18 protein-coding genes and 1 riboswitch are annotated in these 26,169 nt (G+C 75.3%); of the genes, 14 read left to right on the plus strand and 4 right to left on the minus strand.

Annotated elements, in window-relative coordinates:
• The coding region (locus J7523_RS11420; protein ID WP_291886392.1) for a DEAD/DEAH box helicase at positions 1-1,238 on the minus strand (1,238 nt) is incomplete at its 3' end.
• A 191-nt stretch (positions 1,239-1,429) separates the two neighbouring features.
• Between J7523_RS11420 and J7523_RS11425 the strand changes: the two genes are divergently transcribed.
• Genes J7523_RS11425 through J7523_RS11440 form a run of 3 tightly spaced genes read left to right on the plus strand, consistent with a single transcriptional unit; the run spans position 1,430 to position 6,398 of the window.
• Positions 1,430-2,158 carry an ABC transporter ATP-binding protein gene (locus tag J7523_RS11425; RefSeq protein ID WP_291886395.1) on the plus strand — a complete coding sequence of 243 codons (729 nt, stop codon included), beginning with the start codon at positions 1,430-1,432 and terminating at the stop codon, positions 2,156-2,158.
• Positions 2,155-5,409 carry an FtsX-like permease family protein gene (locus J7523_RS11430; RefSeq protein WP_363266879.1) on the plus strand — a complete coding sequence of 1,085 codons (3,255 nt, stop codon included), beginning with the start codon at positions 2,155-2,157 and terminating at the stop codon, positions 5,407-5,409. The genes J7523_RS11425 and J7523_RS11430 overlap by 4 nt, the downstream gene beginning before the upstream one ends.
• Before the next feature lie 47 nt (positions 5,410-5,456).
• Positions 5,457-6,398 carry a VOC family protein gene (locus tag J7523_RS11440; protein ID WP_291886397.1) on the plus strand — a complete coding sequence of 314 codons (942 nt, stop codon included), beginning with the start codon at positions 5,457-5,459 and terminating at the stop codon, positions 6,396-6,398.
• Between the two features lie 2 nt (positions 6,399-6,400).
• On the opposite strand, the gene J7523_RS11445 is transcribed toward J7523_RS11440, so the two are convergent.
• Together J7523_RS11445 and J7523_RS11450 are read right to left on the minus strand one after the other, a co-directional pair.
• Positions 6,401-7,927 (minus strand): CYTH and CHAD domain-containing protein, encoded by a 1,527-nt coding sequence (locus J7523_RS11445; RefSeq protein ID WP_291886399.1) that lies wholly within the window; start codon positions 7,925-7,927, stop codon positions 6,401-6,403.
• Between the two features lie 47 nt (positions 7,928-7,974).
• Positions 7,975-8,598: a YkoF family thiamine/hydroxymethylpyrimidine-binding protein gene (locus tag J7523_RS11450; RefSeq protein ID WP_291886402.1), complete on the minus strand. Its 624-nt coding sequence runs from the start codon at positions 8,596-8,598 to the stop codon at positions 7,975-7,977.
• A 119-nt stretch (positions 8,599-8,717) separates the two neighbouring features.
• A riboswitch (TPP riboswitch) is annotated at positions 8,718-8,835 on the minus strand.
• A gap of 86 nt (positions 8,836-8,921) precedes the next feature.
• On the opposite strand from J7523_RS11450, the gene J7523_RS11455 reads away from it, so the two are divergent.
• The 11 genes from J7523_RS11455 to holA all read left to right on the plus strand — a co-directional run bounded on the left by J7523_RS11455 (position 8,922) and on the right by holA (position 25,353).
• Positions 8,922-10,640 (plus strand): hypothetical protein, encoded by a 1,719-nt coding sequence (locus tag J7523_RS11455; protein ID WP_291886405.1) that lies wholly within the window; start codon positions 8,922-8,924, stop codon positions 10,638-10,640.
• Between the two features lie 108 nt (positions 10,641-10,748).
• The gene (locus tag J7523_RS11460; protein ID WP_291886407.1) at positions 10,749-11,525 is read left to right on the plus strand and encodes an LLM class F420-dependent oxidoreductase; all 777 of its coding nucleotides are present in this window, start codon (positions 10,749-10,751) and stop codon (positions 11,523-11,525) included.
• Positions 11,526-11,604: 79 nt separating this feature from the next.
• Positions 11,605-13,269 carry a metallophosphoesterase gene (locus J7523_RS11465; protein ID WP_291886409.1) on the plus strand — a complete coding sequence of 555 codons (1,665 nt, stop codon included), beginning with the start codon at positions 11,605-11,607 and terminating at the stop codon, positions 13,267-13,269.
• Positions 13,270-13,342: 73 nt separating this feature from the next.
• Entirely contained in the window at positions 13,343-14,938 is a 1,596-nt protein-coding gene (locus J7523_RS11470) for a D-alanyl-D-alanine carboxypeptidase family protein (protein ID WP_291886411.1), read from the plus strand.
• A 50-nt stretch (positions 14,939-14,988) separates the two neighbouring features.
• The gene (locus tag J7523_RS11475) at positions 14,989-15,681 is read left to right on the plus strand and encodes a metal-dependent transcriptional regulator (protein WP_291886414.1); all 693 of its coding nucleotides are present in this window, start codon (positions 14,989-14,991) and stop codon (positions 15,679-15,681) included.
• 76 nt (positions 15,682-15,757) lie between these two features.
• The gene (locus J7523_RS11480; protein WP_291886417.1) at positions 15,758-16,990 is read left to right on the plus strand and encodes an MFS transporter; all 1,233 of its coding nucleotides are present in this window, start codon (positions 15,758-15,760) and stop codon (positions 16,988-16,990) included.
• A gap of 82 nt (positions 16,991-17,072) precedes the next feature.
• Positions 17,073-19,982: a leucine--tRNA ligase gene (gene leuS, locus J7523_RS11485; protein ID WP_291886420.1), complete on the plus strand. Its 2,910-nt coding sequence runs from the start codon at positions 17,073-17,075 to the stop codon at positions 19,980-19,982.
• A complete protein-coding gene (locus J7523_RS11490; RefSeq protein WP_291886548.1) occupies positions 19,979-20,974 on the plus strand; it encodes a DegV family protein in 996 nt (331 codons plus the stop codon). Before leuS ends, J7523_RS11490 begins: the two co-directional genes overlap by 4 nt.
• 773 nt (positions 20,975-21,747) lie before the next feature.
• A complete protein-coding gene (locus J7523_RS11495) occupies positions 21,748-22,437 on the plus strand; it encodes a ComEA family DNA-binding protein (RefSeq protein ID WP_291886422.1) in 690 nt (229 codons plus the stop codon).
• A gap of 452 nt (positions 22,438-22,889) precedes the next feature.
• Positions 22,890-24,314 (plus strand): ComEC/Rec2 family competence protein, encoded by a 1,425-nt coding sequence (locus J7523_RS11500; RefSeq protein ID WP_291886425.1) that lies wholly within the window; start codon positions 22,890-22,892, stop codon positions 24,312-24,314.
• A gap of 19 nt (positions 24,315-24,333) precedes the next feature.
• Positions 24,334-25,353, plus strand: a complete 1,020-nt coding sequence (gene holA / locus J7523_RS11505) for a DNA polymerase III subunit delta (RefSeq protein WP_291886428.1) — start codon at positions 24,334-24,336, stop codon at positions 25,351-25,353.
• Positions 25,354-25,489: 136 nt separating this feature from the next.
• Here the strand turns inward: holA and J7523_RS11510 are convergent, their stop codons facing one another.
• Entirely contained in the window at positions 25,490-26,113 is a 624-nt protein-coding gene (locus J7523_RS11510) for an EAL domain-containing protein (RefSeq protein WP_291886430.1), read from the minus strand.
• Positions 26,114-26,169 lie beyond the last annotated feature (56 nt).

Genomic DNA, 26,169 nt, shown 5'->3' on the forward strand with positions numbered 1-26,169 from the left:
GAGCGACCGCGGCCGCCACCGCCTGACGACCGGCCGGCCGGCGCCTGGGCGGGCGCGGGGACGTACGGGACGTGCGGCGCGACGTCGGGCACGAGGCGGGTCAGCACCGCGTCGCCCGGCGCCACAGGCTGCGGCTGGGCCGTGATCTTGGCCGCCCGGGTGAGTGCCCGGACGTCGCCGCGCTGCTCGGGCAGCACGAGCGTCACGACGTCGCCGCCCGAACCGGCTCGCGCGGTGCGGCCGGAGCGGTGCAGGTACGCCTTGTGCTCGGCGGGCGGGTCGACGTGCACGACGAGCTCGACGTCGTCCACGTGGATGCCGCGGGCGGCGATGTCGGTCGCGACGAGCACCTTCACGGCGCCCGACGAGAACGCCTCGAGGTTGCGCTCGCGCGCGCCCTGGCCGAGGTTGCCGTGCAGGTCGACCGCGGGGATGCCCTCGACGGTGAGCTGCTTGGCGAGCTTCTTGGCCTGGTGCTTGGTCCGCATGAACAGGACGCGGCGTCCGGTGCCGGAGGCGAGGTGGTGGACGATCGCCTTCTTCGTCTCGACGTCGCGCACCTCGAACAGGTGGTGCGTCATCGCGGCGACCGGCGACTGCGCGCTGTCGACGGAGTGCTCGACGGGCGACGTGAGGTACCGCTTGACGAGCAGGTCCACGCCGTTGTCCAGGGTCGCGGAGAACAGCAGGCGCTGACCGTCGCGCGGGGTCTTGTCCATGATCCGCTTGACGCCGGGCAGGAAGCCGAGGTCGGCCATGTGGTCGGCCTCGTCGAGGACCGTGACCTCGATGCCGTCGAGCGTGAGCGCCTTCTGGCCGAGCAGGTCCTCGAGCCGGCCGGGACAGGCGATGACGATGTCGATGCCACCGTTCAGGGCGGAGACCTGCTTGCCCTGCGAGACGCCGCCGAAGATGACGGTCGTGTTGAGGCCCGTCGCCTTGGCGAGCGGGGCGACGGTCGCGTCGATCTGCGAGGCGAGCTCGCGTGTCGGCGCGAGCACGAGGGCACGGGGCCGACGGGCGACCTTGGGCTTGCGGTCGGCGGCGAGGCGCGCGACGAGCGGCAGGGCGAACGCGATCGTCTTGCCGGAGCCCGTGCGGCCGCGGCCGAGCACGTCGCGTCCGGCCAGCGAGTCGGGCAGCGTGGCGGTCTGGATGGGGAACGGTGCGGTGATGCCCTGGTCCGTGAGGGTCGAGACGAGGGGAGCGGGCACGCCGAGGTCGGCGAAGGAAGTCACAGGTGAAGCCTCTCGGGGAGGGTGGGTCGGGGTCCGCCGCCAGAGCAACCAACGAGTGCTGGGGGATCTCCACGACGCGGGGCGCGCGGGTTCGCGCCGCCCAGGTGTGCCCCCATCCTCGCACACTCGGCAGGAGCGGCCGGGAAAGGGCACGATCGACCCAAGGAAGCTCACACCGTCTGGGGGGCCGGATGAGTGACGTGATCGCGTCGGCGAACGAGCTGGTGAAGGTCTACGGCGAGGGCCCGACGGCCGTGCGCGCGCTCGACGGGATCGACGTCGACCTCGTCCGCGGGGAGCTCACGGCCGTCATGGGGCCGTCCGGCTCGGGCAAGTCGACGTTCATGCACTGCCTCGCCGGTCTCGACCGGCCGACGTCCGGGTCGGTCGTGGTGGACGGTGCCGAGGTGTCCAGATGGTCCGAGCGGCGGCTCACGCAGCTGCGCCGGACCCGCGTCGGGTTCGTCTTCCAGTCGTACAACCTGGTGCCGACGCTCACCGCGCTCGAGAACATCACGCTCCCGCTCGACATCGCGCGCCGTCCCGTCGACCGGTCGCACCTCGACCTCGTCGTCCGCACCCTCGGCCTGGCGGACCGGCTGGACCACAAGCCGAGCGAGCTGTCGGGCGGGCAGCAGCAGCGGGTCGCGTGCGCGCGCGCCCTCATCGGTCGGCCGGCGGTGGTGTTCGCAGACGAGCCGACGGGCAACCTCGACTCGGCGTCGTCGGCCGAGGTCCTCGGGTTCCTGCGGCGCAGCGTCGACGAGCTCGGCCAGTCCGTCGTCATGGTGACGCACGACCCCACGTCGGCCGGCTACGCGCACCGCGTGCTGTTCCTCGCCGACGGGCGGCTCATCGGCGAGCTGCGCGACCCGACGCCCGCGACCGTGCTGGAGCAGCTCGGGGCGGCCGGACGGTGAACCGCGTCGCGGTCCGCGCCATCCAGGCGCACCTCGTCCGGTTCTGCCTCTCCGTGCTGGCCGTGGCGCTCGGCGTCGCGTTCGTGGCGGGCACGTTCGCGCTGCGGACGATGCTCGGGTCGACGTTCGCGGACATCATCGCGACCACGACGCTCGGCGACGCCTACGTGCGCGGGGCCGACGAGGCGGGCGGTGCCGCAGGCCCGGGCGCCGGCACGCACAACCGCGTCCCGCTCTCGCTGGTGGACGACATCGAGAAGGTCGACGGTGTCGCGGCCGCGTTGCCGGACCTGCAAGGGCCCGTGGTGCTCGTGGGGGCCGACGGGACGGCGGTGCAGAGCACGCAGGCGCCGAGCTTCGCGTTCGGGTTCGACCGGCGTGACCGGGCCGTGCACCTCGTCGCGGGCCACGCGCCGCGCGGGCCGGACGAGGTCGTGGTCGAGTCGACGTCGCTCGCCGCGTCGGGCCTGTCCCTCGGCGACGACACGACGCTCGTCGTCGGGGGCGAGCTGCGGCCGGTGCGGGTGGTCGGCGAGGCCGAGATCGGGGCGGCGCTCGCTGGTGCGACCGTCGTGTTCGTCGACCGCGCGACGGCGGAGGCCGCGTTCGCGCCCGACGGGACCGCGGTGTCGATCGCGGTCAACGCCGACCCGGGCGTCACCGAGCAGCAGCTCGTCGACCGGCTCGCGCCCGTGCTGCGCGCCGACTCCACGCCCGGTGCGCCCGCCGTCGCGATCACGGGCGACCAGATGCGGGCCGAGGCGACCGAGAGCGTCGAGGAGGTGCTCGGGTTCGTCACGACGTTCCTGCTGGTGTTCGCCGGGGTGTCGTTGTTCGTCGGGGCGTTCATCATCGCGAACACGTTCGCGATGTGGGTACGGCAGCGCACCCGTGAGCTCGCGCTGCTGCGAGCCGTCGGCGCGTCACCGCTGCAGGTGTTCGGGTCGATCGTGCTGCAGGCCGCGCTCGTCGGCGTGGTGGGCGCGGTGCTCGGCGTCGCGGGCGGGCTCGGTCTCGTGGTCCTGCTGCGGCAGGTGCTCGCGTCGTTCGGCATGGACCTCGCCGGGCAGGTCCCGATCGACGCCTTTACGGTCGTCGTCTCCGTGCTGCTCGGCACGTGCGTGAGCGTCGCGGCCGCCGCGATCCCCGCCCGGCGGGCCGCGCTCGTCCCGCCCGTCGACGCGTTGCGCGACGAGGTGACGCTGCCCGAGAGGTCGCTCGTGCGCCGCGCGCTCGTGGGCGCCGCGCTGCTCGTCGCGGGGGCGGCGGCGATCGCTCGGGCGATGGTCGCGCCGGAGGCGGACGGAGCGGACCGCTGGCTCGGCCTCGGCGCCTGCGCGGTCGTCCTCGGCGTGCTCGGCGTCGCGCCCGTCGTTGCGCGCACCGTCCTCACGGTGATCGGGACGCCACTCGTCGCGGTGCGCCCGGTCGGGCGGCTCGCGCGCGGCAACGTCGTCCGCAACCCTCGCCGCACCGCGAACACCGCGGGTGCCCTGATGATCGGCATGGCGCTGGTGGGCGCGTCGGCGGTCATCGCGGCCACGGCCCAGGCGTCGACGCGCGCGATCGTCACCCGCGAGGCGAGCACCGACTTCATCCTACGGGTCGCACCCGCCGGCACCGTCCCGGCGCAGGCCGTCGCCGACGTGCGGGCGCTGCCGGACGTGCGCGCGGCCGACGCGTTCGCGACCGCCGCCGTGCGCGTCGAGCAGGGCGACGGCGACTCGTTCACGGTCACCGGCGTGGACCCGGCGGCCATCGGGCGCAGCGTCCGGACCACCGAGGTCCAGGGGTCGTTCCGCGACGCGCTCGCTCGCGGGGACGTCGCCGTGCAGCGCACCACGGCACGCGACGAGGGCTGGCACGTCGGCGACGCGCTCACGCTCACGGGCACCGGCGAGCCGCGCACCGCACGGATCGGCGCCGTCATCGACTCGCCCGCGTTCGGCGTCCCTCTCGTCGCGCCGCAGGCCTTGCTCGACGCGCTCGTGCCCGCCGACCAGCAGCAGGTCACGACCGTGTTCGTGACGGCCGTGCGGGGGACCGACCTCGAGGGGCTGCGCCACGCGCTCACCACGACCGTCCAGCCGTACGTCGTCATCACGGTCATGGACCCCGAGCAGTTCGTGTCCGACCTCGCCGAGCAGGTCGACCGGGTGCTCGTCATCCTCTACGCGCTGCTGGGCCTGTCCGTCGTCATCGCGGTGCTCGGCATCGTCAACACGCTCGCGCTGTCCGTCATCGAGCGCACGCGGGAGATCGGGCTGCTGCGCGCCGTCGGGCTCGGGCGCGTGCAGCTCGGCGCCACCATCACGGTCGAGTCGGTGCTCACCGCGGTGTTCGGCACCGCCGTCGGGCTGGTGGTCGGGGTCGCGCTCGCGTCGACGCTGCCGACGGTGTTCGCCGACAAGGGCCTGCGGACGCTCGCGGTGCCGTGGGGGAGCCTGCTCGTGATGCTCGCGCTCGCGGTCGTCGTGGGCGTCCTGGCGGCGGTCTGGCCGGCGATCCGCGCGGCGCGCCTGCCGGTGCTCTCGCGGTGTCCGCGGAATGAGGCACCCACGTCGGTAGGCTCCGGGCATGCACCGCACGGGGAGCATTGCGCGATGAGCGACACCGGCTACGGCGACTTCGAGTTCGAGCGGCGGTTCTGGGTCGAGCGCCCGCCGACCGAGCTGCTCGAGAGCGCCCCGGCGCTCATCGTCCAGTCGTACCTTCTCGCGCAGGACGGGTTCGCGGTCCGGGTCCGCGCGCAGGCCTCGGCCGTGGCCGGACCGATCGACCCGGCGGACGACGAGCTCGCGCTGCTCGAGAAGCACGTGCGCGCCGTCGACTTCTGCGCGATCACCGTCAAGGGCCCGATGGTCGAGGGGACCCGGTACGAGGCCGAGCGCGAGCTCGACCCGGCGGTCGCGGTCGAGCTGATCCGCCGCGCCGACGCGCGCGTCGCGAAGCTGCGGCACTCGGTGTGGCTCGGCACGGACGGGTGGGTCATCGACGTCTTCGCCGGCGGCAACGCGCCCCTGGTGGTCGCGGAGGTGGAGCGCGGCGGGCCGGTGACGGACCTGCTGATCCCGGACTTCTGCGTCACCGAGGTGACGACGGACGCGAGGTTCGCCAACGACGGGCTGGCGCACGCGCCGTACGGGACGTGGGCGAGCACGTTCGCGAGCGAGCTGGTCGCGACCGGCCCGCGGTTCCTCACCGGGCTCGGCCACAACCACCGCACGGGGGACGTGCCGCCGGTCGTGTGACGCGCTCCCCGGGGAACAAAGTTGAACTCTCAACTATTGTGAGAGACATGACGACAGCACCGACACCCGGATCCGGCCGAGCCGTGCCCCTGCACGCCCCGGCGCCGCACGACTCGATCGCCGCCGGCACCGGGATGGATGCCGTGACGCTGCTCGTCGGCGACCTCGACCGCCAGCTGCGGTTCTACCGCGACGGCCTCGCGCTCGACGTGGTCGACGACCCGGGCGAGCGCTTCGGCGGCACGCGACAGGCCGGCACCGTGACGCTCGGCCGGGGGAGCACGCCGCTGATCGTCCTGCAGCACACGCCGGACCTGCCGCCCGCGGTCCGCGGCTCGGCGGGCCTGTTCCACACCGCCCTGCTGTTCGACGACCAGGGCGGCCTGGCCGCGACGCTCGCGTCGGTCGCGCAGCGCGAGCCCGGCTCGTTCGTCGGCTCCGCCGACCACCTCGTCTCGCTCGCGTTCTACCTCACCGACCCCGAGGGCAACGGGGTCGAGCTGTACTGGGACCGCAGCCGCAGCCTGTGGCAGCACGATGCGGACGGCCGGGTCGTCATGGACTCGCTGCGTCTCGACCCGAACGCGTTCCTGCGCGAGCACCTCACCGACGAGCTCGTGGAGCAGCCGGGCGCCGGGGACGCCGTCGTCGGGCACGTGCACCTGCAGGTCGGCGACGTGGACTCGGCCCGCCGCTTCTACGTCGACGCCCTCGGGTTCGACGTGACCTCCGAGTGGCACAGCGCCCTGTTCGTGTCGGCCGGCGGGTACCACCACCACCTCGCGATGAACACGTGGAACAGCGCCGGCGCCGGTCCGCGCGCGTCGTCCCTCGGGCTCGGCGAGGTGCGGATCACCGTGCCGACGGCCGACGACCTCGGCGCGCTCACCGACCGGGTGCGGTTCGCGGGGGCGCCCGTGGCGGACGACGGCGTGACGGTGCTGTTCGAGGACCCGTGGCGCAACGTGGTGCGTGTCGCGGTGGCCTGACCTCACCCCATCCAGCCGCGGTGCGACGGGTCCCGGGCGCGTTCGATCAGCGCCTCTGCGTCCCGCGCCGCTGCGTCCCCGGCCGCCTGCTCCAGGGCGTGCAGCCGGCCGAACGTGAACGCGTTCTCGCCGTCGAGGTGCGCCTGCACGCCGACCCGGCGCAGCGTCGCCCGACGCACGACCGTGTCGTGCTGGGTGCCGAGCACGTCCTGCACCGCGCGCGCCCGTCGGGCGCTGCGTCGTGCGGGCTTCCCGACCACGGGGACGGCCGCCTCGGCGGCATACCGGGCACGCCGGGCGGCCTTGCGGACCTCGTGGCGCGCCTCGTCCGCCGCCGCAGGCTCGGCGGCGGCGAGATCCTGCGCGCGACGGTCCAGGCGGCGCCACGCACGGCGCACCCGCGCGGGCACCACCTCGTCGGAGGGCCGTGCGGCGTCCGGACCCGTCGGGGTGCCGTCGGCGACGGCGTCGAGCGCGTCGAGCAGCCGCCACCAGGCGTCCGAGCCGAGCACGGCCGCGAGCCGCTCGACCCCGGCGCGCCGCGCCTGCGACCGGTCCTCGCGAAGCCGGGCGACGACCGGCCCGAGCACCAGCTCGGCGGGCTCCGCCTCGACCCGACGCAGGAGCCCGCGCAGCTCGACGTGCGGGTCCCGCGCGGCGCCGAGGGCGTGCCCGACGTCCGCGAGCTCGTCGCGCAGAGGATCGGTGACCGTGCGGTCGAGCACGGGCCGGTACACCGCGAGGACCGTGCGCAGCCGCCGGGCCGACACGCGGGCGTCGTGCACCGCGGCGTCGTCGCCGCCGCGGGCACCCGCGTGCGCGTCGAGCAGCCGCTCCAGGTGCCGCGCGACGTACGCGCGCACGACCTCGCCCGCCGAGCCGTCGCGCGGCTCGACCGACCGCCGGTCGGGCACCCGGTCGCCCAGCGCGCGCTCGAGCTTGGACGCCACCCGGGGCGTCGCGCCGGGCACCGCGCCGAGGCGGGCCGTGACGGCGGCGAGCGCGGCGTCGTCGTCCGCGTCGTCGACGAGCTCGGCCTCCCACTCCCGCCACGTGACCGTGGTCCGCTCGTCGCCGTCGTGGACCACGGCGTGCACGTGGTCGTCCGTGATCTCGACGACCGCCCGGCCCGTGGCGTCCGACCACCGGTGCGGCACCCGCCGGGTCCGCAGCTCCGCGACGACGTCGACCGGGCGGTTCCGCACCCGCGCGCGCACCAGGTCGAGCAGCGCGTCTGGCGCGGTCGGGTCGCCCAGCGGCAGGCGGTGCTCGGTCCGTGTCCGGGCCTCGTCGGCCGTGCCGTCGCCGGGGACCTTGAGGTGCCAGCCCTCGTCGCTGCCGCCGATGCGCCGTCGCAGGGTCACCCCGGCGCGCAGCAGGTCGAGCGACGCCGTGTCGAAGTACTGCGCGACGAGGTCGTCGGGGTCCGGGCGGTCCGACCGGGCGAGCCCGCCGGCGCCGCTCAGGTCGGGAAGCGTGGCGTCGTCGGGCACCTCGAAGGCCGCCTCGACCTCGCGGTGGGTGCCCACCCTCCGAGGCTGCCAGGGGCGTGGGATGTGCGCCTCCCGGCCCGCGCTCAGCCTTCGGGCGCCGACCCCACCGACACCGTCGCGTGCGCGACGACGTGCCGGACGTGCCGGCCGGCCGCGAGCCACCCGGCGGCCACCGCACCGAGGACGTCCGCCAGGTCGCCGTCGAGGCGCGTGACGAACCGCTCCGGCGACACCGTCGCCCGCGTGCGCGCGACCGCGACGGCCTGCTCGATGGCCCGCATGTGGTCGCCCGGGTGCCCCGGTCGACCGTCGTCGAGCGGGTACAGGGCCCACTGCGCGGTGGCGCGCAGGCCGGTCGCGGGCAGCTCGGGCGCGTCCGCCCACGCCAGGACGGCGTCGTCGGGCAGCTCGCACGCGACCTCGCCCGGGCAGCCGCGGGACAGGTGCACGTGCGCGACGGCGTGCCCGGCGAGCCGTGCCCCCGTGGCGACGACCTGCTGCACGAACCTCAGCACGTCCGCCTCCGACCCGCGGACGAGCGTCGACACGTCGTCGGCCGTGACCTCGACCCCTGACGCGTCCGCCGCGGCGTACGCGTCGGCGAGCACCGTGGCGACGCCGCCGGACGGGTGGAGCGAGAGGCGGGCACCGACCCCGAGGTCGGTGGGTGTCGGGGCGCTGCGCGAGGTGCTGGTGACGGTGCTCATGGGTGCTCCCGGTGTCGCGGGTCGGACCCCCGGGCAGCAGCACGAGCCACCGGCTGTGCCGCCGTGACCCTGGTTCCCGGACGGCGCGCCGCCCGACGACCATGACCACCGGCGCACGGCCGGCGACGTGCCCTGCTCCCTACGCTGGTGCGAACCAGGTCAGGTTCCACGGGTCTGCGGGTGGGACGTGGCGTCCGGCCGCACTCTCAGCGCTCCTGCGCTCCCCGGGGGCTGTGTCGACCCGACCGTAGCCCGCCGGCGCGGCCCACCGGAAGGGGAGTCCCGGTCCGTGGTCGCCCGCCGACGCACCTACAGTGGCGGGGATGCCGACGACACCCGCCACCCCCCGCGTGCCCTCGGGCACCCGACGAGCGCGGGGGCCCGTGGCCGTGGTCGTGGCGGCGCTCCTCGTGCTCGTGGGGTGCACTCCCGACGAGCGGCCGACGGCCGCGACCTCGTCGCCCCGCACCCCGTCCGCGACCCCGACCGCCACGCCGGCGCTCACCGCGACGCTCACGACGCCCGCGCCCGCCGCCGTCGTGCTCCCCGCCGCGACGGCCGAGACTGCGGCCCTGGAGGCGTCGCAGACGCTGTTCGCGCAGGCTCCCGTCGTGGTGCTCGCCCCCGCGGAGGACCCCGCCGCGCAGGCCGCCGCCGCCACGACGGCGACGACGGTCGGTGCCCCCCTGCTGCTCACCGGTCCCGCGGTGCCGGCGGACGCGCTGCTCGGCGAGCTCGACCGCCTCGGCACCCGCTGGGTGCTCGCCCACGGCGCCACCGACCTCGCGGTCCCGTCGGACGTGACGCTCGTCCGCGCGGATGCCACCGCCGCCGCGGGGACTTCGTCCGAGGCGCCGAGCGCGGCGCCCACGGGTGGCCAGCTCGCCGCCCCAGTGACGCTCGCACCCTCGACGCCCACGCCCTCGGCGCCCACCGCTCGCGTGTCCCCGTCCCCGTCGTCGACCCCCGCCGACCTGCCGCGCACGGCCCGTCCGGAGCCCCTCACCGGGACGGTCGCGCTCACGGGCGTCGGCGCCGCCCCGGCCGCCGCGCTCGCGACCATCGCCGCCGCCGGCCTCCCGGTCGTCGACGTCCCCGGCGGCGACCCGCGCGCCACCACGGCGGGCGTCCAGGCGCTCGCCGCCAACCACCCGGCGCACGTCGTCGCCGTCGGCGCCGCGTTCGGCGACCCTGCGCTGCTGGCGTCCCGGGTCGCGGCCGCGTCGTCCGGTCTCCTCGCACCCGGCGGCGGGCAGCTCGTGTTCCCGCAGGTCCCAGGGCTGCCCGGCAAGAAGTACGTCGCGCTGTACGGCGCCCCTGGCACGCCCGCGCTCGGCGTGCTGGGGGAGCAGGACGTGCCCGCGACGATCGCCCGGGCGCAGGCGCACGCCGACGCGTTCCGGCCGCTCACGGGCGACACCGTGGTCCCCGCCGTCGAGATCATCGCGACCGTCGCGTCGGCCGGACCCGAGGCGGACGGCAGCTACTCGCGCGCGATCCCGGTCGAGACGCTGCGTCCCCTGGTCGAGGCCGCCGGCGCCGCCGGGTTCGCCGTCGTGCTCGACCTGCAGCCCGGCCGCACCGACTTCCTCACGCAGGCGCAGCGGTACCAGGACCTCCTCGCCCTGCCGTACGTCGGGCTCGCGCTCGACCCCGAGTGGCGGCTCGCTCCGGACCAGGTGCACCTGCGGCAGATCGGGTCGGTGGGCGTCGACGAGATCAACGCGGTCGCGGCCTGGCTCGCCGACCTGACCCGGCAGCGTGGCCTCCCGCAGAAGATGTTCGTGGTGCACCAGTTCTCGCTGCGCATGGTCGCCGGGCGCGAGCGGCTCGACACGTCGCACGACGAGCTCGCGGTGCTCATCCACGTCGACGGCCAGGGCACGCAGCCGGCGAAGGCCGGGACGTGGGCGACGCTGCGGGCCGGGGCGCCGCCCGTGCACTGGGGCTGGAAGAACTTCTACGACGAGGACCAGCCGATGCTCGACCCGGCGCAGACGTACGCCGTCCAGCCGGTGCCGGACCTCGTGACGTATCAGTGACGCGACGGACGCACGGCGGAGCAGTGACGAGACGGCAGGACGGCGGAGCAGTGACGCAACGGTAGGACGGCGGAGCAGTGACCTGCGCACGCGCCTAGGCTCGGCCGCATGACTCCTCCCGTCCGCATCGGTGTCCAGCTCCAGCCGCAGCACGCCGACTACGCGCAGATCCGTGATGCCGTCCGCCGGGCCGAGGACCTCGGCGTCGACGTCGTCTTCAACTGGGACCACTTCTTCCCGCTCAGCGGCGACCCCGACGGCAAGCACTTCGAGTGCTGGACGATGCTCGGCGCGTGGGCGGAGCAGACGAGCCGCGTCGAGATCGGCGCGCTCGTGACGTGCAACTCGTACCGGAACCCCGAGCTGCTCGCGGACATGGCCCGCACGGTCGACCACATCAGCGGCGGCCGCCTGATCCTGGGCATCGGTGCGGGCTGGTTCGAGAAGGACTACGACCAGTTCGGCTACGAGTTCGGCACGCCCGGCACCCGGATCGCCGACCTCGCCGCCGCGCTGCCGCGGATCAAGGCGCGCTGGGCGGCGTCCAACCCGGTGCCGACGCGCGACATCCCGGTGCTCGTCGGGGGCGGCGGCGAGCGCAAGACGCTGCGGGTCGTGGCGGAGCACGCCGACGCGTGGCACGCGTTCGGCGACGCGGAGACGGTGCGCCGCAAGAGCGCGATCCTCGACGAGCACGGCGTGGCCGTCGGACGCGACACGGCGTCGCTCGTCGAGCGCTCCACCGCCGTCCAGGCGCCGCCCGAGGCCGTGGCGGACGACCTGCTCGACGCCGGCGTCACGCTGTTCACCGTGGGGCTCAGCGGGCCCGACTACGACATGTCGCTGCTGCGGCGCTGGGTGGACTGGCGGGACGCCCGCGCCTGACGTTTCGCCCACCGGTTCGCCCGCTCCGCGGGGCTCTCGTCGAGAAAGTGGCCCGCGCCCGCGCTTAGGCTCGACGGCCATGGACGGAACGACGAGCCCCGAGCCGGGTCCCGGCGACGAGCCCGTCGGCACGCTCCGCGCGCCCCGGTGGCCGCGGGTCGTGGTCGTCGTCGTCGGGGTGCTCGCCGCGCTGGTGTTCGGCGTCACGACGGCGTCCGTCGAGGGCAACCTCGGTCCGCACCAGGCTCGCTACGACGTGACGACCGACTCGACGGTCACGCTCGACCTCGGTCCGCTCGGCACGCTCGAGATCGACTCGCCGCTGCCCCTCACCCTCGGGGTGCGGGTGACCGTGCAGGAGATCCCCGAGTCGTTCACGCAGCTCGACCGGCCGACCACGCTGCAGGCGCTCAACGGCGACCTGCAGGGGTACCTCCAGCTGTTCTCGGCGCCGCAGGCCACGGTGCAGAACGTCGCGCGCGAGCTCGTCGTGGACGTCGCGGGCCGGACGGTCGGCGCGCTCGCGGTGCTCGTCGCCGCCTGGTGGCTGGGTCGGCTGGCGCTCGGGGCGGCTAGACGCCGGGAGCTCGTCGCGGTCATCGCGCCGCACCGCCGGGCGATCACGGCCGGCGGGCTCGTGGTCGTCGTGGGGGCGACCGTCCTCACGTCGAGCGTGGGTGAGCGCGACCGCCCGTCGGAGGCGCAGCCGGCCTCGGCGGTGTTCGACGACACCCCGCTCGAGGGCGCCCGGGTGACGGGCCGGCTCGGTGGCGTGATCGACACGTACGGCGGCCAGGTCGTCGCCGCGTACCGCGCGAACGAGCAGTTCTACGCGACCGCGAAGCGCTCGCTGGACGAGGCGTGGGACGCGCGCGACGACCTCGACCAGGAGCTGGCCGACCTCCGCCCCACGGAGTCGCCGAGCCCCACCGGCACGCCGACCCCCGAGCCTGTCGAGCCGGTCGTGCTCGTCCTGGTCTCCGACCTGCACTGCAACGTCGGCATGGCCCCGCTCGTGCGTGACACCGTGCGGCGCGTCGGCGCGGACCTCGTGCTCGACGCGGGCGACACGACGATGAACGGCACGACCGTCGAGCAGTACTGCGTGACGACGTTCGCGCGGTCGATCCCGAAGAGCGTCGAGCTCGTGACGTCACCGGGCAACCACGACTCGAGCGAGACGAGCGCGACGTACGCGAAGGCGGGGGCGACGGTGCTCGGCGGCAAGGTCGTCGAGGTCGACGGGCTGCGGATCCTGGGAGACAGCGACCCGAACGAGACGCGCGTCGGCAGCGGCACGTCGTCCGCGGGCCGCGAGTCGGCGAGCGACGAGGGCAAGCGGCTCGCGGACGTCGCGTGCGACGACGAGGACGGCGTCGACCTGCTGCTCATCCACACGCCGTCGGTCGGGCAGGCGGCGCTCGACAGCGGGTGCGTCCCGGCCCAGATGTCCGGTCACCTGCACCAGCGGATCGGTCCGCTCGTGGTGGGCGGCGGCGTCCGGTACATCAGCGCGAGCACCGCGGGTGCGACGCTGGGGGAGCCGACGATCGGCCCGCTGCACGGCGTCGCCGAGATGACTGTGCTGCGGTGGGACCCGCAGGAGCGCCGGTTCCTCGACTACCAGATCGTGCAGGTGCGGCCCGACACGAGCGTCTCGGTCAGTCCGCGGCTGCAGTGGCCGGACGTCTTCCCGTCAGGGCCACGACTGCCGACCAGCGGCGTCAGCCCTTCACCAGTGTGACGCACGTCACCTAGGGTGAGAGCGCGCGAGGGACCGTGCCCGCGCCGGACGCGGCCCCTCGCAGAGCGCGCCGATGCGCACGGGGGAGCACGTGGTCAGGGCACGACGGGGTGGGAGGCGGGGGCGCCGCGGGGGTCGCGCGCGGCCGCTCGCGCTGGTCCCGCTCGCGGTCGCCGGGCTGGTCGTCACGCTCGCGGGGCCCGCGCACGCGGCGACAGGCGAGGACACGCTCCGGCCCGGTGAGCAGCTCACCGCGGGCCAGGCCCTCGTCTCGTCCGACGGGTCGGAGGCGCTCGTGCTCCAGGCGGACGGGTCGCTCGCGCTGTTCGGCGCCGACGGCAGCCTGCGCTGGACCAGCGGCACGACCGCCGCGGGTGCGGTCCTGTCCGTCGGCCCCGACGGCGACGTCGTGCTCGTCTCTCCCGACGGGTCGGTGGCGTGGCGCACGGACACGACCGGCCGGCCGGGCGCCCGCCTGGTGCTCCAGGACGACGGCGACCTCGTGGTCCGGGACGCGGCGGACACCGTGGCCTGGGACTCCGGGACGACCGTGCGGCCGTCGATCCTGGCCGCGGGCGGCTCGCTCGGTCCTGGGCAGACGCTCTCGTCGCCCGACGGCAGGCAGACCCTGCAGGTGCTCGACGACGGCGACGTCACGCTGCTCGGCCCCGACGGCACGTCGCGCTGGTCCGCCGGCACGCACGAGCCGGGTTCGGTCCTCACGCTCGGCACGGACGGCAACCTCGTGGTGGCGGCCCCGGACGGGCACCGCGCGTGGCGGACGCGGACCGCCGGGCACGAGGGCGCGTCGCTCGTGCTGCAGGACGACGGCGACCTCGTGCTGTTCGACGCGGCGGGCGCACCGCTGTGGCGCAGCGGCACCGCGATCGGTCCCGCGACCCTCGTGGACGGCTCGGCGCTCGGCGTCGGCCAGGACCTCGGCTCGCCCGACGGTCATCTCCGCCTGCGGCTGACGGCGGACGGGCTCACGCTCGGGTACGACGGGCACCTGCTCTGGACCGCGCCGCTCGCGTCGCCGCCGGGGGACGGGGCGCGGCTCGTCGTCCAGTCCGACGGCAACGCCGTCCTGCTCGACGCCGCCGGCACACCGCTGTGGGCGACCGGCACCGAGGCCGCGGGACCCGGCGTCGGCCTGCACCTGGAGGACGGCTCGATGGCGCTGCTCGCCGGCACGGGCCAGGAGCTGTGGCGGGTCGTCGTGCCCGTCGAGCTCACCGCCCCCGCGCTCGCGGCGACCGACTGCGCCGCCGTCGACGCGCCCGTCCCGCTCGAGCAGACGGTCGTCACGGCGACCGGCGTCCGGGTGCACCCGTGCCTCGCCGACGCGGTCGACACGCTCATCGAGCAGGCGCGCGCCGACGGTGTCGACCTGCACGCCTGGGGATGGCGCAGCGGCGAGCAGCAGGTCGCGCTGCGGGCCGCGAACTGCTCGACGACCGCCGACGGCGCGAGCGTCGTGTGCTCGCCGCCGACCGCGCCGCCGGGGACGTCGCGGCACGAGCGGGGTCTCGCGCTCGACTTCACCGTGGACGGCTCGGTCGTGCGGCCGGGGTCCGTGGCGTTCGAGTGGCTCCGGGCGCACGCGCCCGAGGCGGGGTTGCGCAACCTGCCGAGCGAGGCGTGGCACTGGAGCGTCGACGGCTGGTGACGGACGCGCGGTGAACACCGGCCCGTGAACCCGCCCCTACGCTGGTCGCCGTGAGCGAGCCGCCGACCACCCCCGTCCTGACGCCCGTGACGCAGGACTACCTCAAGGTCATCTGGTCGGCGCAGGAGTGGTCGGACGTGCCGGTCACGACCAAGCTGCTCGCCACGCGGCTCGGGGTCGGGGCGTCCACGGTCTCCGAGACGGTCCGGCGGCTCGCCGACAGCGGCCTCGTGACCCACGAGCCGTACGGCGCCGTGCAGCTCACCGCGGACGGCGAACGGCACGCGCTCGCGATGGTGCGCCGGCACCGGCTCGTCGAGACGTTCCTCGTCGAGGTGCTCGGCTACGGCTGGGACGAGGTGCACGACGAGGCCGAGGTGCTCGAGCACGCGGTGTCAGACCTGTTCGTCGACCGGATCGACGCGCAGCTGGGCCACCCCCGGCGGGACCCGCACGGCGACCCGATCCCCGGTCCGGACGGGTCGCTCGACGTGCCCCAGGCGCTGGTCCTGTGGGACGCCGACCCGGGCCGGTGGGCCGTCGCGCGGATCTCGGACGCCGACCCGGAGCTGCTGCGCTACGTCGAGTCGGTCGGGCTCGTGCTCGACGCCCCGGTCACGGTCGTGGAGCGCCGGGCGGTCACGGGGGTCGTGTCCGTGCGGGTCGGCGAGACGGACGGCACGGTCGAGCTCGGTGAGGTCGCGGCGCGCGCCATCTGGCTCGTGGCAGCAGGCGTCGCGTAGTCTGAAGGCATCCCACCGGAGTTGACGACGACGTTCTCCGCCGCGTGATCGAATCGATTCGTCCGGAGTTGTCGCCGTGGTCCTCCTCACCCCAGCCCGCGCCCGAGCGGCCCTCGTGGCGCTCGCGCTCGGCGGCTTCTGCATCGGCACCACCGAGTTCGCGACCATGGGCCTGCTGCCCGAGATCGCGACCGACCTCGGCGTCTCGATCCCGACCGCCGGCAACGCGATCACCGCGTACGCGCTCGGCGTCGTCGTCGGTGCGCCCACGCTCGCCGCGATCGGCGCGCGGCTGGACCGCCGGCGTCTCCTGCTGTTGCTCATGGTCGCGTTCGTCGTCGGCAACGTGCTGTCGGCGTTCGCCGCGTCGGCCGGCTGGCTCGTCGCCGCACGCTTCGTGGCCGGCCTGCCGCACGGCGCGTTCTTCGGGGTCGGCGCCGTCATGGGGACCGCCGTGGTCGGTGCCGAACGACGCGGCCGAGCGGTCGCGTCGATGATGGCGGGCCTCACCGTCGCGTGCGCGGTCGGGGTCCCGCTCACCGCGGTCGTCGGGCACGCGATCGGCTGGCGCTGGTCGTTCGTCGGCGTCGGCGCGCTCGGGCTCGTCACGCTCGTGGCGCTCTGGGCGTGGACGCCGTCGCTCGCGCCCCTGCCGGGCGCCACCGTCCGCACCGAGCTCGGCGCCCTGCGCAACGGGCCGCTGTGGGTCGCGTTCGGCGCCGGGGCGATCGGGTTCGGCGGCATGTTCGCCGTCTACTCGTACGTCAAACCGCTGCTCACCGAGGTGACGGGGCTGTCCGTCGGCGCCGTTCCGGTCCTGCTCGCGCTGTACGGCGTCGGCATGACGGTCGGCACGCTCGTCGGCGGCCGGTTCGCCGATCGTTCGGTCCTCGGCACCGTGATCGGCGGCATGGTGACGACCATCGTCGTGCTCGTCGCCATCGCGCTCGTCGGACCGTACGTGGTCCCGGCGGTCGTGTCGCTCGTGCTGCTGGGTGTCACGTCGCAGGTCCTCGGCCTGTCGCTGCAGACGCGGCTCATGGACGTGTCCCCGGCGGCGCCGTCGCTCGGTGCTGCGCTGTGCCACTCGGCGCTCAACCTCGGCAACGCGGCCGGCGCGTTCCTGGGTGGCGTCGTCATCGCAGCCGGTGCGGGCTACCTGGCACCCGCGTGGGTCGGCGCCGCGCTCACGGCGGCGGGGCTGCTCGTCGTGCTCACCGTCGGACGCGGTCCGGCGCCCGTCCGCGGTGCCGCCCCGTCCGACGACGTCCGTGCGGACAGCACCGCCGAGGCCGTGCCGGTCGGCTGACGTCGGCGAGGGACGATCCGGACGCCGTCCGGGGACGGATCGACGTGGCCGTCCGCCCCGGTCCGGCCGGTAAACTCGCCGGGTGACCGCGCAGCACGTCCCCGCCCCCGCCAGCTCCACGTCGTCCACGGACGACGTGCCGTTCCGCTACACCGCGGACCTCGCGCGCGACATCGAGCTCCGCTGGCAGGACCAGTGGCAGGAGCGCGGCACGTTCTTCGCCGCGAACCCCGTCGGCGACCTCACGGACGGTGACGGTCGCAACGCCGACCCCGCGCAGCCGTCGTACTTCGTCATGGACATGTTCCCGTACCCGTCGGGCGCGGGCCTGCACATCGGCCACCCGCTCGGGTACATCGCGACCGACGTCGTCGCGCGCTTCCGCCGCATGCAGGGCGACAACGTCCTGCACGCGCTCGGCTTCGACGCGTTCGGACTGCCCGCCGAGCAGTACGCGGTGCAGACGGGTCAGCACCCGCGCACCACGACCGAGGCCAACATCGAGATCATGCAGCGCCAGCTGCGTCGCCTTGGCCTGGCGCACGACCCGCGCCGCTCGTTCGCGACGATCGACCCGGGCTACGTCCGCTGGACGCAGTGGATCTTCCTGCAGATCTTCGACTCCTGGTACGACGAGGACGCCGAGCGGCCCGACGGCGGTCGTGGTCGCGCGCGGCCCATCGCGGACCTGGTCGCCGCGTACGAGTCGGGGGAGCGGACGCTCCCCGAGGGGACGTGGGCGGAGCTCGACGAGGTCGCGCGCCGCCGCGTGATCGACGCGCAGCGCCTCGCCTACGTCTCCGAGACGCCCGTCAACTGGTGCCCCGGCCTCGGGACGGTCCTCGCGAACGAGGAGGTCACGTCCGAGGGCCGCTCCGAGCGCGGCAACTTCCCGGTGTTCCAGCGCAACCTGCGCCAGTGGAACATGCGCATCACGGCCTACGCCGACCGCCTGGTCGACGACCTCGAGCACATCGACTGGCCCGACAAGGTCAAGGCGATGCAGCGCAACTGGATCGGCCGCTCGTCGGGCGCGCGCGTCCGGTTCGCGGTGCAGGGCGGCGCCGAGGTCGAGGTGTTCACCACTCGCCCGGACACGCTGTTCGGTGCCACGTTCATGGTCGTCGCCCCCGAGCACCCGCTGCTCGACGAGGTCCCGCCCGCCTGGCCCGACGGCACGCACGGCGCCTGGACGGGCGGTCACCGCACGCCCGCCGACGCGGTCGCCGCGTACCGCCGTGAGTCCGCCGCCAAGACGGCCGTCGAGCGCCAGGCCGACGCCGGCCGCAAGACGGGCGTGTTCACCGGTCACCTGGCCACGAACCCGGTCGACGGCGAGCTGCTGCCGGTGTTCACCGCCGACTACGTCCTCATGGGCTACGGCACGGGCGCGATCATGGCCGTTCCCGGCGGTGACGAGCGCGACTACGCGTTCGCGCAGGCCTTCGAGCTGCCGGTGGTCTACACGGTCGACGCCCCGGAGGGCACGCCGGACGGCGCGCGCACGGGCGACGGCGCGACGATCAACTCGTCGAACGACCAGATCAGCCTCGACGGGCTGTCCGTCGCGGACGCCAAGGCCGCGATCATCGCGTGGCTCGAGGCGCACGGCGTCGGCGAGGGCACCATCACGTACCGCCTGCGCGACTGGCTGTTCAGCCGGCAGCGCTACTGGGGCGAGCCGTTCCCGATCGTCTACGACGAGAACGACCTGCCGATCGCGGTCCCCGAGCAGTCGCTGCCCGTGAACCTGCCCGACGTGCCCGACTACTCGCCGCGCACGTTCGACCCGGAGGACGCGCACTCCACCCCCGAGCCCCCGCTGGGCCGCAACGAGGACTGGGTCAACGTCACGCTCGACCTCGGGGACGGCCCGAAGACGTACCGCCGCGACACCAACACGATGCCCAACTGGGCCGGGTCGTGCTGGTACTACCTGCGCTACCTGGACCCGACGAACGACGCCGTGCTCGTCGACCCCGCGCTCGAGCGCTACTGGATGGGGTCGGGCCACGGCCACCAGGCGCCCGGCTCGATCGGCGGCGTCGACCTGTACGTCGGCGGCGTCGAGCACGCCGTGCTGCACCTGCTGTACGCGCGGTTCTGGCACAAGGTGCTGCACGACCTCGGTCACGTGGCGAGCGGCGAGCCGTTCCACCGGCTCTTCAACCAGGGCTACATCCAGGCGTACGCATACACCGACGAGCGGGGCGTGTACGTGCCCGCCGACGAGGTCGTCGAGGACCACGCGTCGCCGACGGGCTTCACCTGGCAGGGCCAGGCCGTCAACCGTGAGTACGGGAAGATGGGCAAGTCCCTCAAGAACATGGTGACGCCCGACGAGATGTACGCCGAGTACGGCGCCGACACGCTGCGCGTGTACGAGATGTCGATGGGCCCGCTCGACCTGTCGCGCCCGTGGGAGACGCGCGCCGTCGTCGGGTCGCAGCGCTTCCTGCAGCGGCTGTGGCGCAACGCCGTGGACGAGGGCACGGGCGAGGTCACCGTGACCGACGGCGCGCTGTCGCCCGAGACCCTGCGCGTGCTGCACCGCACGATCGCCGACGTCACGGTCGACATGGAGGCGATGCGGATCAACACCGCGATCGCCAAGCTCATCGTGCTGAACAACCACCTGACGACGCTGAGCGAGGTGCCGCGCGCCGCGATCGAGCCGCTGATCCTCATGACGGCGCCGATCGCCCCGCACGTCGCCGAGGAGCTGTGGGCCCGGCTGGGCCACGAGCGCTCGCTCGCGCACGAGCCGTACCCCGTCGCCGACCCGGCGTTCCTCGTCGAGGACACCGTCACGTGCGTCCTGCAGGTGCAGGGCAAGGTGCGGGGACGCGCCGAGGTCAGCCCCGACGTCTCCGACGACGACCTGCGCGCGCTCGCGCTGGCCGACGCCGGCGTGCAGCGGGCGCTCGACGGGCGTGACGTCCGCACGGTCATCGTGCGGGCGCCCAAGCTCGTCAACGTGGTGCCGGCCTGACCGCGGGCCCGACCCGCGACTCGTCGGCGGTCACCGGGCGAGCACGCCCGGGGGCACGGCCGACGGTCGCCGTCGTCACCGACTCCACGGCGTCGCTCCCACCCGGTGCCGCCGAGCGCTGGGGCATCGGCGTCGTCCCGCTCGACGTGGTCGTCGACGGCGTGCGGCACGTCGAGGGCGTCGACCTGTCGCCCGCGGAGCTCCTCGACGCGCTCACTCACAACGCCCGCGTGACGACGTCGCAGCCGCCGCCTGCCGCGTTCGCCGCCGCGTACGCACGGGCTGCCGCGGCCGGTGCACGCGAGATCGTGTCGGTGCACCTGTCTGGTGAGCTGTCCGGCACCGTGCGGGCCGCCCGGCTCGCGGCCGCGACGTCGCCCGTGCCGGTGCACGTCGTCGACTCCCGCGTCGTCGGGATGGCCCTCGGGTTCGCGGTGCTCGACGCCGCCCGGTGCGCCGCCGGCGCCGACGGACCGCAGCCGACGCCGCCGACCGGCCCGCTCGCGGCGGCGCGGTCCTGGTGGCGCGCGCGACGACACGTCGAGCCCTCCGGGCCCGACGCCGCGACGGTCGCGGCCCGCGCCGCCGCGACCGCGGCCTCGACCCGGGTGTGGTTCCTCGTCGAGTCCGTCGACCACCTGCGGCGAGGTGGACGGCTCAGCGCCCCCGCCGCGGCGATCGGGACGGTCCTCGGACTGCGACCGCTGCTCGCGCTGCGGGACGGGAGCGTGGTCGTGCAGGAGAAGGTCCGCACCCGCCGGGCCGCGCGCGACCGCCTGGAGAGTGTCGCGGTCGCCGAGGCCGCCACGCGGCCCGCCGTGCGTATTGCGGTGCACCACCTCGGGCAGCCCGACCTCGGGACGTCGATCGCCTCGCAGGTCGCCGCCTGGGCGGGGGACCGGGTGTCCGAGCTCGTGGTGTGCGAGTCGAGCGCGGTACTCGCCGCGCACGCCGGGCCGGGCCTGCTGGCGATCGTCGTCGCCGACGCCTGACGCCTCGCTCGCCCAGGCCGTCGGACTGCCCGCCGACGTCGGCCCGCTCCTGCGCGAGCCGTCCACAGCCCGCGGCGCGAGCCGGTCGTTGTCGGCCGCCAGTCCCGTCCGGTCGCGGCCGGGTGGTCGCCGCCTAGCGTCCGGTCGTGCCTCGACCCGACACCGCTGCGTCCGCGACTCTTCGACGCCTCGGCGACCTCACGGCGCCGTCCCGGGCCGCGGAACCGCCGCGGCCAGGTTGGACGCCGTCATCGGTTAGTGCCCCTCCGATGCACGCACCGGGGCCTTTGCCCGTTCCCGATGCGTCGCCCGACGTGGGGTCGTGGCGTCCGCACGACGATCCGCCGGGGCCGCCGTCGCCGGACGACCTGCCCAGGATCGCTGCGCCGCAGGTCGATGCCGGCTCGGACTGGAAGCCCGACGCTCCGCCGTGGGCGGATGCGGTGCCGATCGATCCCGGGCCCGACTGGAACCCCGACCTTCCGCCCTGGGCGGCCGCGGGGCCGGTCGATCGCGGGGCTGACTCGAAGCCCGAGCTGCCGCCCTGGGCGGATGCGACGCCACTTGATCCCCCGTCTGGCCAGGAGCCCGACGTTCGACCGTGGGCGGCTGCGACCTCCGTCGACCCGCAGACCAGTCCCGGTCCGGCGACCGCACGGTTCGGCGTCCGGACCGAACGTGCCCTCGAGGCGGCACGGGCCGGGTACGCGCGGGCGCACGGCCACCCCCTCGACCGTGAGCCGCACGTGGTCCGGCGTCGGGTGCGGTGGGCGGTGCCGTGGCGACTCGCGGGCGCGGCGGGTGCGGTGCTGCTCGTGGTCGCGGGAGCGGTGGCACTGCGGGCGACGGCAACCGCGCCGGGGGAGCCCGTGTCGCTGCCGACTCCCGCGCCCGACGGACCAGTGGCCAAGGGTCCCGCGGGCGAGCGTCCCGTGGGTGCCGCGGCCGCGTCGGGCGGCGCGGGCACCGCGGACGCCTCCTCGGGCGCGGCGGATCCCGAGGGCGGGTCAGGCGCGGACGCGTCCGCCGCCGCCGGGGCACCCCAGGTCGTCGTGCACGTCGTCGGCGCGGTCGGGGCGCCCGGCATCGTCCGGCTGCCCGCCGGGTCGCGCGTGGTCGACGCGCTCGCCTCGGCGGGCGGCGCGACGCCAGACGCGGACCTCGCGGCGCTCAACCTTGCGCGTGTCCTCGTCGACGGCGAGCAGGTCGTCGTCCCGCGACCCGGAGAGGCGAGCACGTCGACGGGGCTGCCGCCGCCGTCGACGGGCGGCTCAGGACTGGTCGACCTCAACACCGCCGACGCCGTCGCCCTCGACGCCCTCCCCGGGATCGGTCCGGTGCTCGCCCAGCGGATCGTGGAGCACCGAGACGAACGGCGGTTCGCGAGCGTCGACGAGCTCGGCGACGTCGCCGGCATCGGCCCGACGCTGCTCGAACGCCTCCGCCCCCTGGTCCGCGTATGAGCGCCGTCGGCAGAGGCCGCGCCGACACCGATCGACCGCCCACGCCCGCGCGTCCCCCCGTGTCTGCTCGGCCGCCCCTGCCGGGCGGCCGTCCCGCGCCTCATGCGCCAGGGGTCACGAGCCCCACGTCAGCCGGACAGGCGCCCGCGACGTCCGCGACGCCGGTGACGACGGTCGACCTGCGGGTCGTGCCGGCCGGGCTCGCGGCGTGGTGCGCGTCGGCCGTCGTCACGCGGCTGCCCGCGCCCATCTCATGGGTCGTCGCGGGCGCGCTGCTCGCGACGGCGGTGATCGCGTTCGGGCGCGCGGTGAGACGGCGCTCGTCCCGTCGTCGGCAGCTCCCCGTACCGAGGTCCCACGGACGTGCGGCCTCCGCTCGGGGCGTCGCCGACCGCGCGGAGGCGGCTCTTGGTGCACCACCCGTACCTCGCGCATCGGCACGGGTGCCGTCGATGGCGCCGCCCTCCATCGGAGCAGCGGTGGCGCTGGCCGTCGTCGCGGCCGTGGCGGTGCTCGTCTCCGGTGCGGCTCAGGTCGACGCACGGTTGTCCGGCGTGCTGCCGTCGCTCGCGGACGCCGGAGCGGTCGGCACGGTGGTCGGGGTCGTGGACGGCGACGCCCGGATCCTTCCGCCCGCGTGGCCGGGCGCCGCAGCTCGGGCCTGCGTGACGCTCGCCGCCGCCCGGGTCGTGGGCGCCGGACGCAGCGGCGCCGCGACCGGTCCGGTCGCGGTTCTCGGGCCCGTGTCGTGGGCGGCCGCTCCGTTCGGCGCGCGCGTCGAGGTGACGGGGCGGCTCGCGGACGCCTCGGGAGGTCGCGACGTGGCCCTCCTGACGACGGCCCAGGACCCGGTCGTCGTCGCACCACCGGCGCCGTGGCACGCCGCGGCCGCCCGGGTCCGTGCGCACGTCGTCGACCTGGCCGGCACCCTCCCGGGCGACGCCGGCGCACTGCTTCCCGGCGTGACCGTCGGCGACACGACGCGCGTCCCCGTCGACCTCGTCGCGGCGATGCGCACCGCAGGCCTGACGCACGTGATGGCCGTGTCCGGTGCACACTTCGCCCTCGTGGCGGGGCTCGTCCTGGCGATCTGCACGGGGATCGGGGTGCCGCGCCGCGTCCGCGCTCTCACGGTGGTGGCGTCCACGGTGGCGCTCGTGGTCCTGGTCCACCCTGCGCCGAGCGTCCTGCGTGCCGCACTCATGGGGACGGTCGGTGCGCTCGGCCTGGTGGTGGGCCGCCCGGCCCGGGCACCGGCCGCGCTGGCGGCGACCGTCGTCGTGCTGCTCGTCGTCGACCCGTGGCTCGGGTCGGAGCTCGGGTTCGTCCTGTCGGTCCTCGCGACCGCCGGCCTGGTCCTGCTCGGCGGCCCGCTCGCGGAACGCTGGTCGACGCGAGCGGGCCGGCCGCTGGCGACCGCGCTCGCGGTGCCCGTCGCGGCGCAGCTCGTCTGCGCGCCCGTGCTGCTGCTCGTGTCGCCGACGGTCGCGCCCCTCGCCGTGCCCGCCAACATCCTCGTCGCGCCCGCGGTCGGACCAGCGACCGTCCTCGGCCTCGCGGCCGGGCTGCTCGACGGCGTCTGGCCGACGGGCGCGCACCTCCTCGCGACAGGCGCTGGCGCGGCGTGCTGGTGGATCGGCGCCGTGGCGCGCGTCACCGCCGGCGCGCCGCTCGCCCAGGTGGCGTGGGCGTCCGGCCCGCTCGGCGTCGCGCTCCTCGCCGTCTGCGGCGTCTGCGTCGCACGTCTGCTCCTTCCCCCACGGGCACGCAGGGCGGCCGTGCGACGTGCGTCCGCCCCGTGCCCGCCCGCGGCAGCGCCGGACGCCGAGGCAGCGCGTCACGTCGGAGCGGCCGCGCCGGACGGAGGCTGTCGGTGACGTCTGGCAGGCTGGGCGCGTGCCACCCGCTGCCCGCCGAGCCCCGTCCCGCGCCGCCGCCCGCCCCGCCGGCCTGTCGTGGGAGGAGGTCGGGCTCGCCCCCGTCGTCCTGGTCTCAGGGGCGGAGGGTGTGCTCGCCGACCGCGCGGTCGACCGGCTGGTGTCCCTGGCGCGTGCGGCGGACGCGGCCGTCGAGGTCACACGGCTCGACGCGGCCGAGTACACGACGGGCATGCTCGGCGTCGTGACGAGCCCGTCCTTGTTCGCGGAGGATCGCGTGGTCGTCGTCGACGGCCTCGAGCGTGCAGGTGACGAGCTGCTCGTCGACGCGCTCGCGTACCTCGACGCGCCCCCGGCCGACACGGTGCTGGTGCTGCGGCACGGCGGCGGCCAGCGTGGCAAGAAGCTGCTCGACGCGATCCGCGCCTCCGGCGCCCCGGTCGTGACGTGCGATGTCGTGAAGTCGGACGCGGACAAGTCGGCGTTCGTGACCGCGGAGCTGCGCCGCGCCGGTCGTCGCGCGGACGCGCAGGCGGTCAGGGCGCTCGTGGACGCCGTCGGGAGCGACCTGCGTGAGCTCGCGTCGGCGTGCGCGCAGCTGGTCGCGGACACGACGGGCCTCATCGGGCCGGACGTCGTCGAGCGCTACTACGGGGGCCGCATCGAGGCGAGCGGCTTCCGGGTCGCCGATGCCGCGGTGGCCGGTCAGTCCGGCCAGGCCGTGGCGCTGCTGCGGCACGCGCTCGCGACGGGTGTCGATCCGGTGCCGATCGTCGCGGCGCTCGCGCTCAAGCTGCGCACGATGGCCAAGGTCGCGGCGGTCCGAGGTCGTGGCGCCGGTGCGCTCCGTGAGCTGGGCCTGGCGCCCTGGCAGACGGACCGGGCGGTCGCCGACCTGCGCCGGTGGACGCCCGAGGGGCTGGCGAGCGCGTTCGCGGCCGTCGCGCAGGCGGATGCCGAGGTCAAGGGGGAGGGGCGCGACCCGCAGTTCGCGGTGGAGAGCGCGGTGCTGCGCGTCGCCCAGGCCGCCGGCCACTGAGCGAGGATCGAGCCGGTCACGGGGCGACGCCCGTGAGTCACAGACTCGCGGCGGACGGCGCACGCACCCGATCGGGTGAACCGCGCGCTCCAGTCATCATCCGGCCTCCGGTGCGGACCCCGTCACACGAGGACTGTCACAGCGGAAGGGTGACGGCCGGGCCGAGGACGTCACCCTGGAAGAGGTCGAAGCCGAGGCTCTTGCAGGCCGCAAGACGGTCGGGGTTCGACACCCGCTCGGCGACCAGGCGGCCACCCCAGCTCCGGGCGAGGTCCACGAGCGGCGTGCCCTGCTGCTCCACGGCACGGCAGTCGAGCTTCACGTAGTCGGCGTACGGAAGCATCCGCTCCTGCCCGTCGGACGCCTCGAAGTCGTCGATGGCGATGAGGTGTCCGAGCGAGCGCAGCGCGGCGAGTCCGTCGAGCACCTCGTCGTCGACGACGACCGACTCGACGACCTCGAGCACGAGCCTGTCGTGCACCGCGGGCAAGGGACGGTCCCGGACGATGAACGACCTGGTGACGTTGACGAACGCCCGGGTCTCGCCGGGCGGCTCGCCGGCGTCGTAGAGCGTCTCCAGGACCGAGGCTGTCGCGACGTCCTGGTCGGGCGCGGACCACAGGTCGACCTGTGCGGGGCGCCCGTGGCGTGAGCGGTACAAGTACTCGTAGCCGTGCAGCTGGCTCCCCGTCGTCCAGATGGGCTGGCGGGCGACCGGCAGCCGCGCGGGTGTCCGCGGCGCGGCAAGTGGTGCAGTCACATCAGATGAGAGGCACCCGTGCGCGGATCATGACGCGACTCCCGCTCACTGGTTGC

Source organism: Cellulomonas sp., from assembly GCF_017744555.1.
GTDB lineage: Bacteria > Actinomycetota > Actinomycetes > Actinomycetales > Cellulomonadaceae > Cellulomonas.

Excerpts from the sequence above, each read along its gene's own strand:
- J7523_RS11470 (WP_291886411.1), top strand. The coding sequence starts at position 13,343 with ATGCGCACGGGGGAGCACGTGGTCAGGGCACGACGGGGTGGGAGGCGG.
- J7523_RS11455 (WP_291886405.1), top strand. The coding sequence starts at position 8,922 with ATGCCGACGACACCCGCCACCCCCCGCGTGCCCTCGGGCACCCGACGA.
- J7523_RS11440 (WP_291886397.1), top strand. The coding sequence starts at position 5,457 with ATGACGACAGCACCGACACCCGGATCCGGCCGAGCCGTGCCCCTGCAC.
- J7523_RS11425 (WP_291886395.1), top strand. The coding sequence starts at position 1,430 with ATGAGTGACGTGATCGCGTCGGCGAACGAGCTGGTGAAGGTCTACGGC.
- J7523_RS11450 (WP_291886402.1), bottom strand. The coding sequence starts at position 8,598 with ATGAGCACCGTCACCAGCACCTCGCGCAGCGCCCCGACACCCACCGAC.
- J7523_RS11500 (WP_291886425.1), top strand. The coding sequence starts at position 22,890 with ATGGCGCCGCCCTCCATCGGAGCAGCGGTGGCGCTGGCCGTCGTCGCG.
- J7523_RS11460 (WP_291886407.1), top strand. The coding sequence starts at position 10,749 with ATGACTCCTCCCGTCCGCATCGGTGTCCAGCTCCAGCCGCAGCACGCC.
- J7523_RS11465 (WP_291886409.1), top strand. The coding sequence starts at position 11,605 with ATGGACGGAACGACGAGCCCCGAGCCGGGTCCCGGCGACGAGCCCGTC.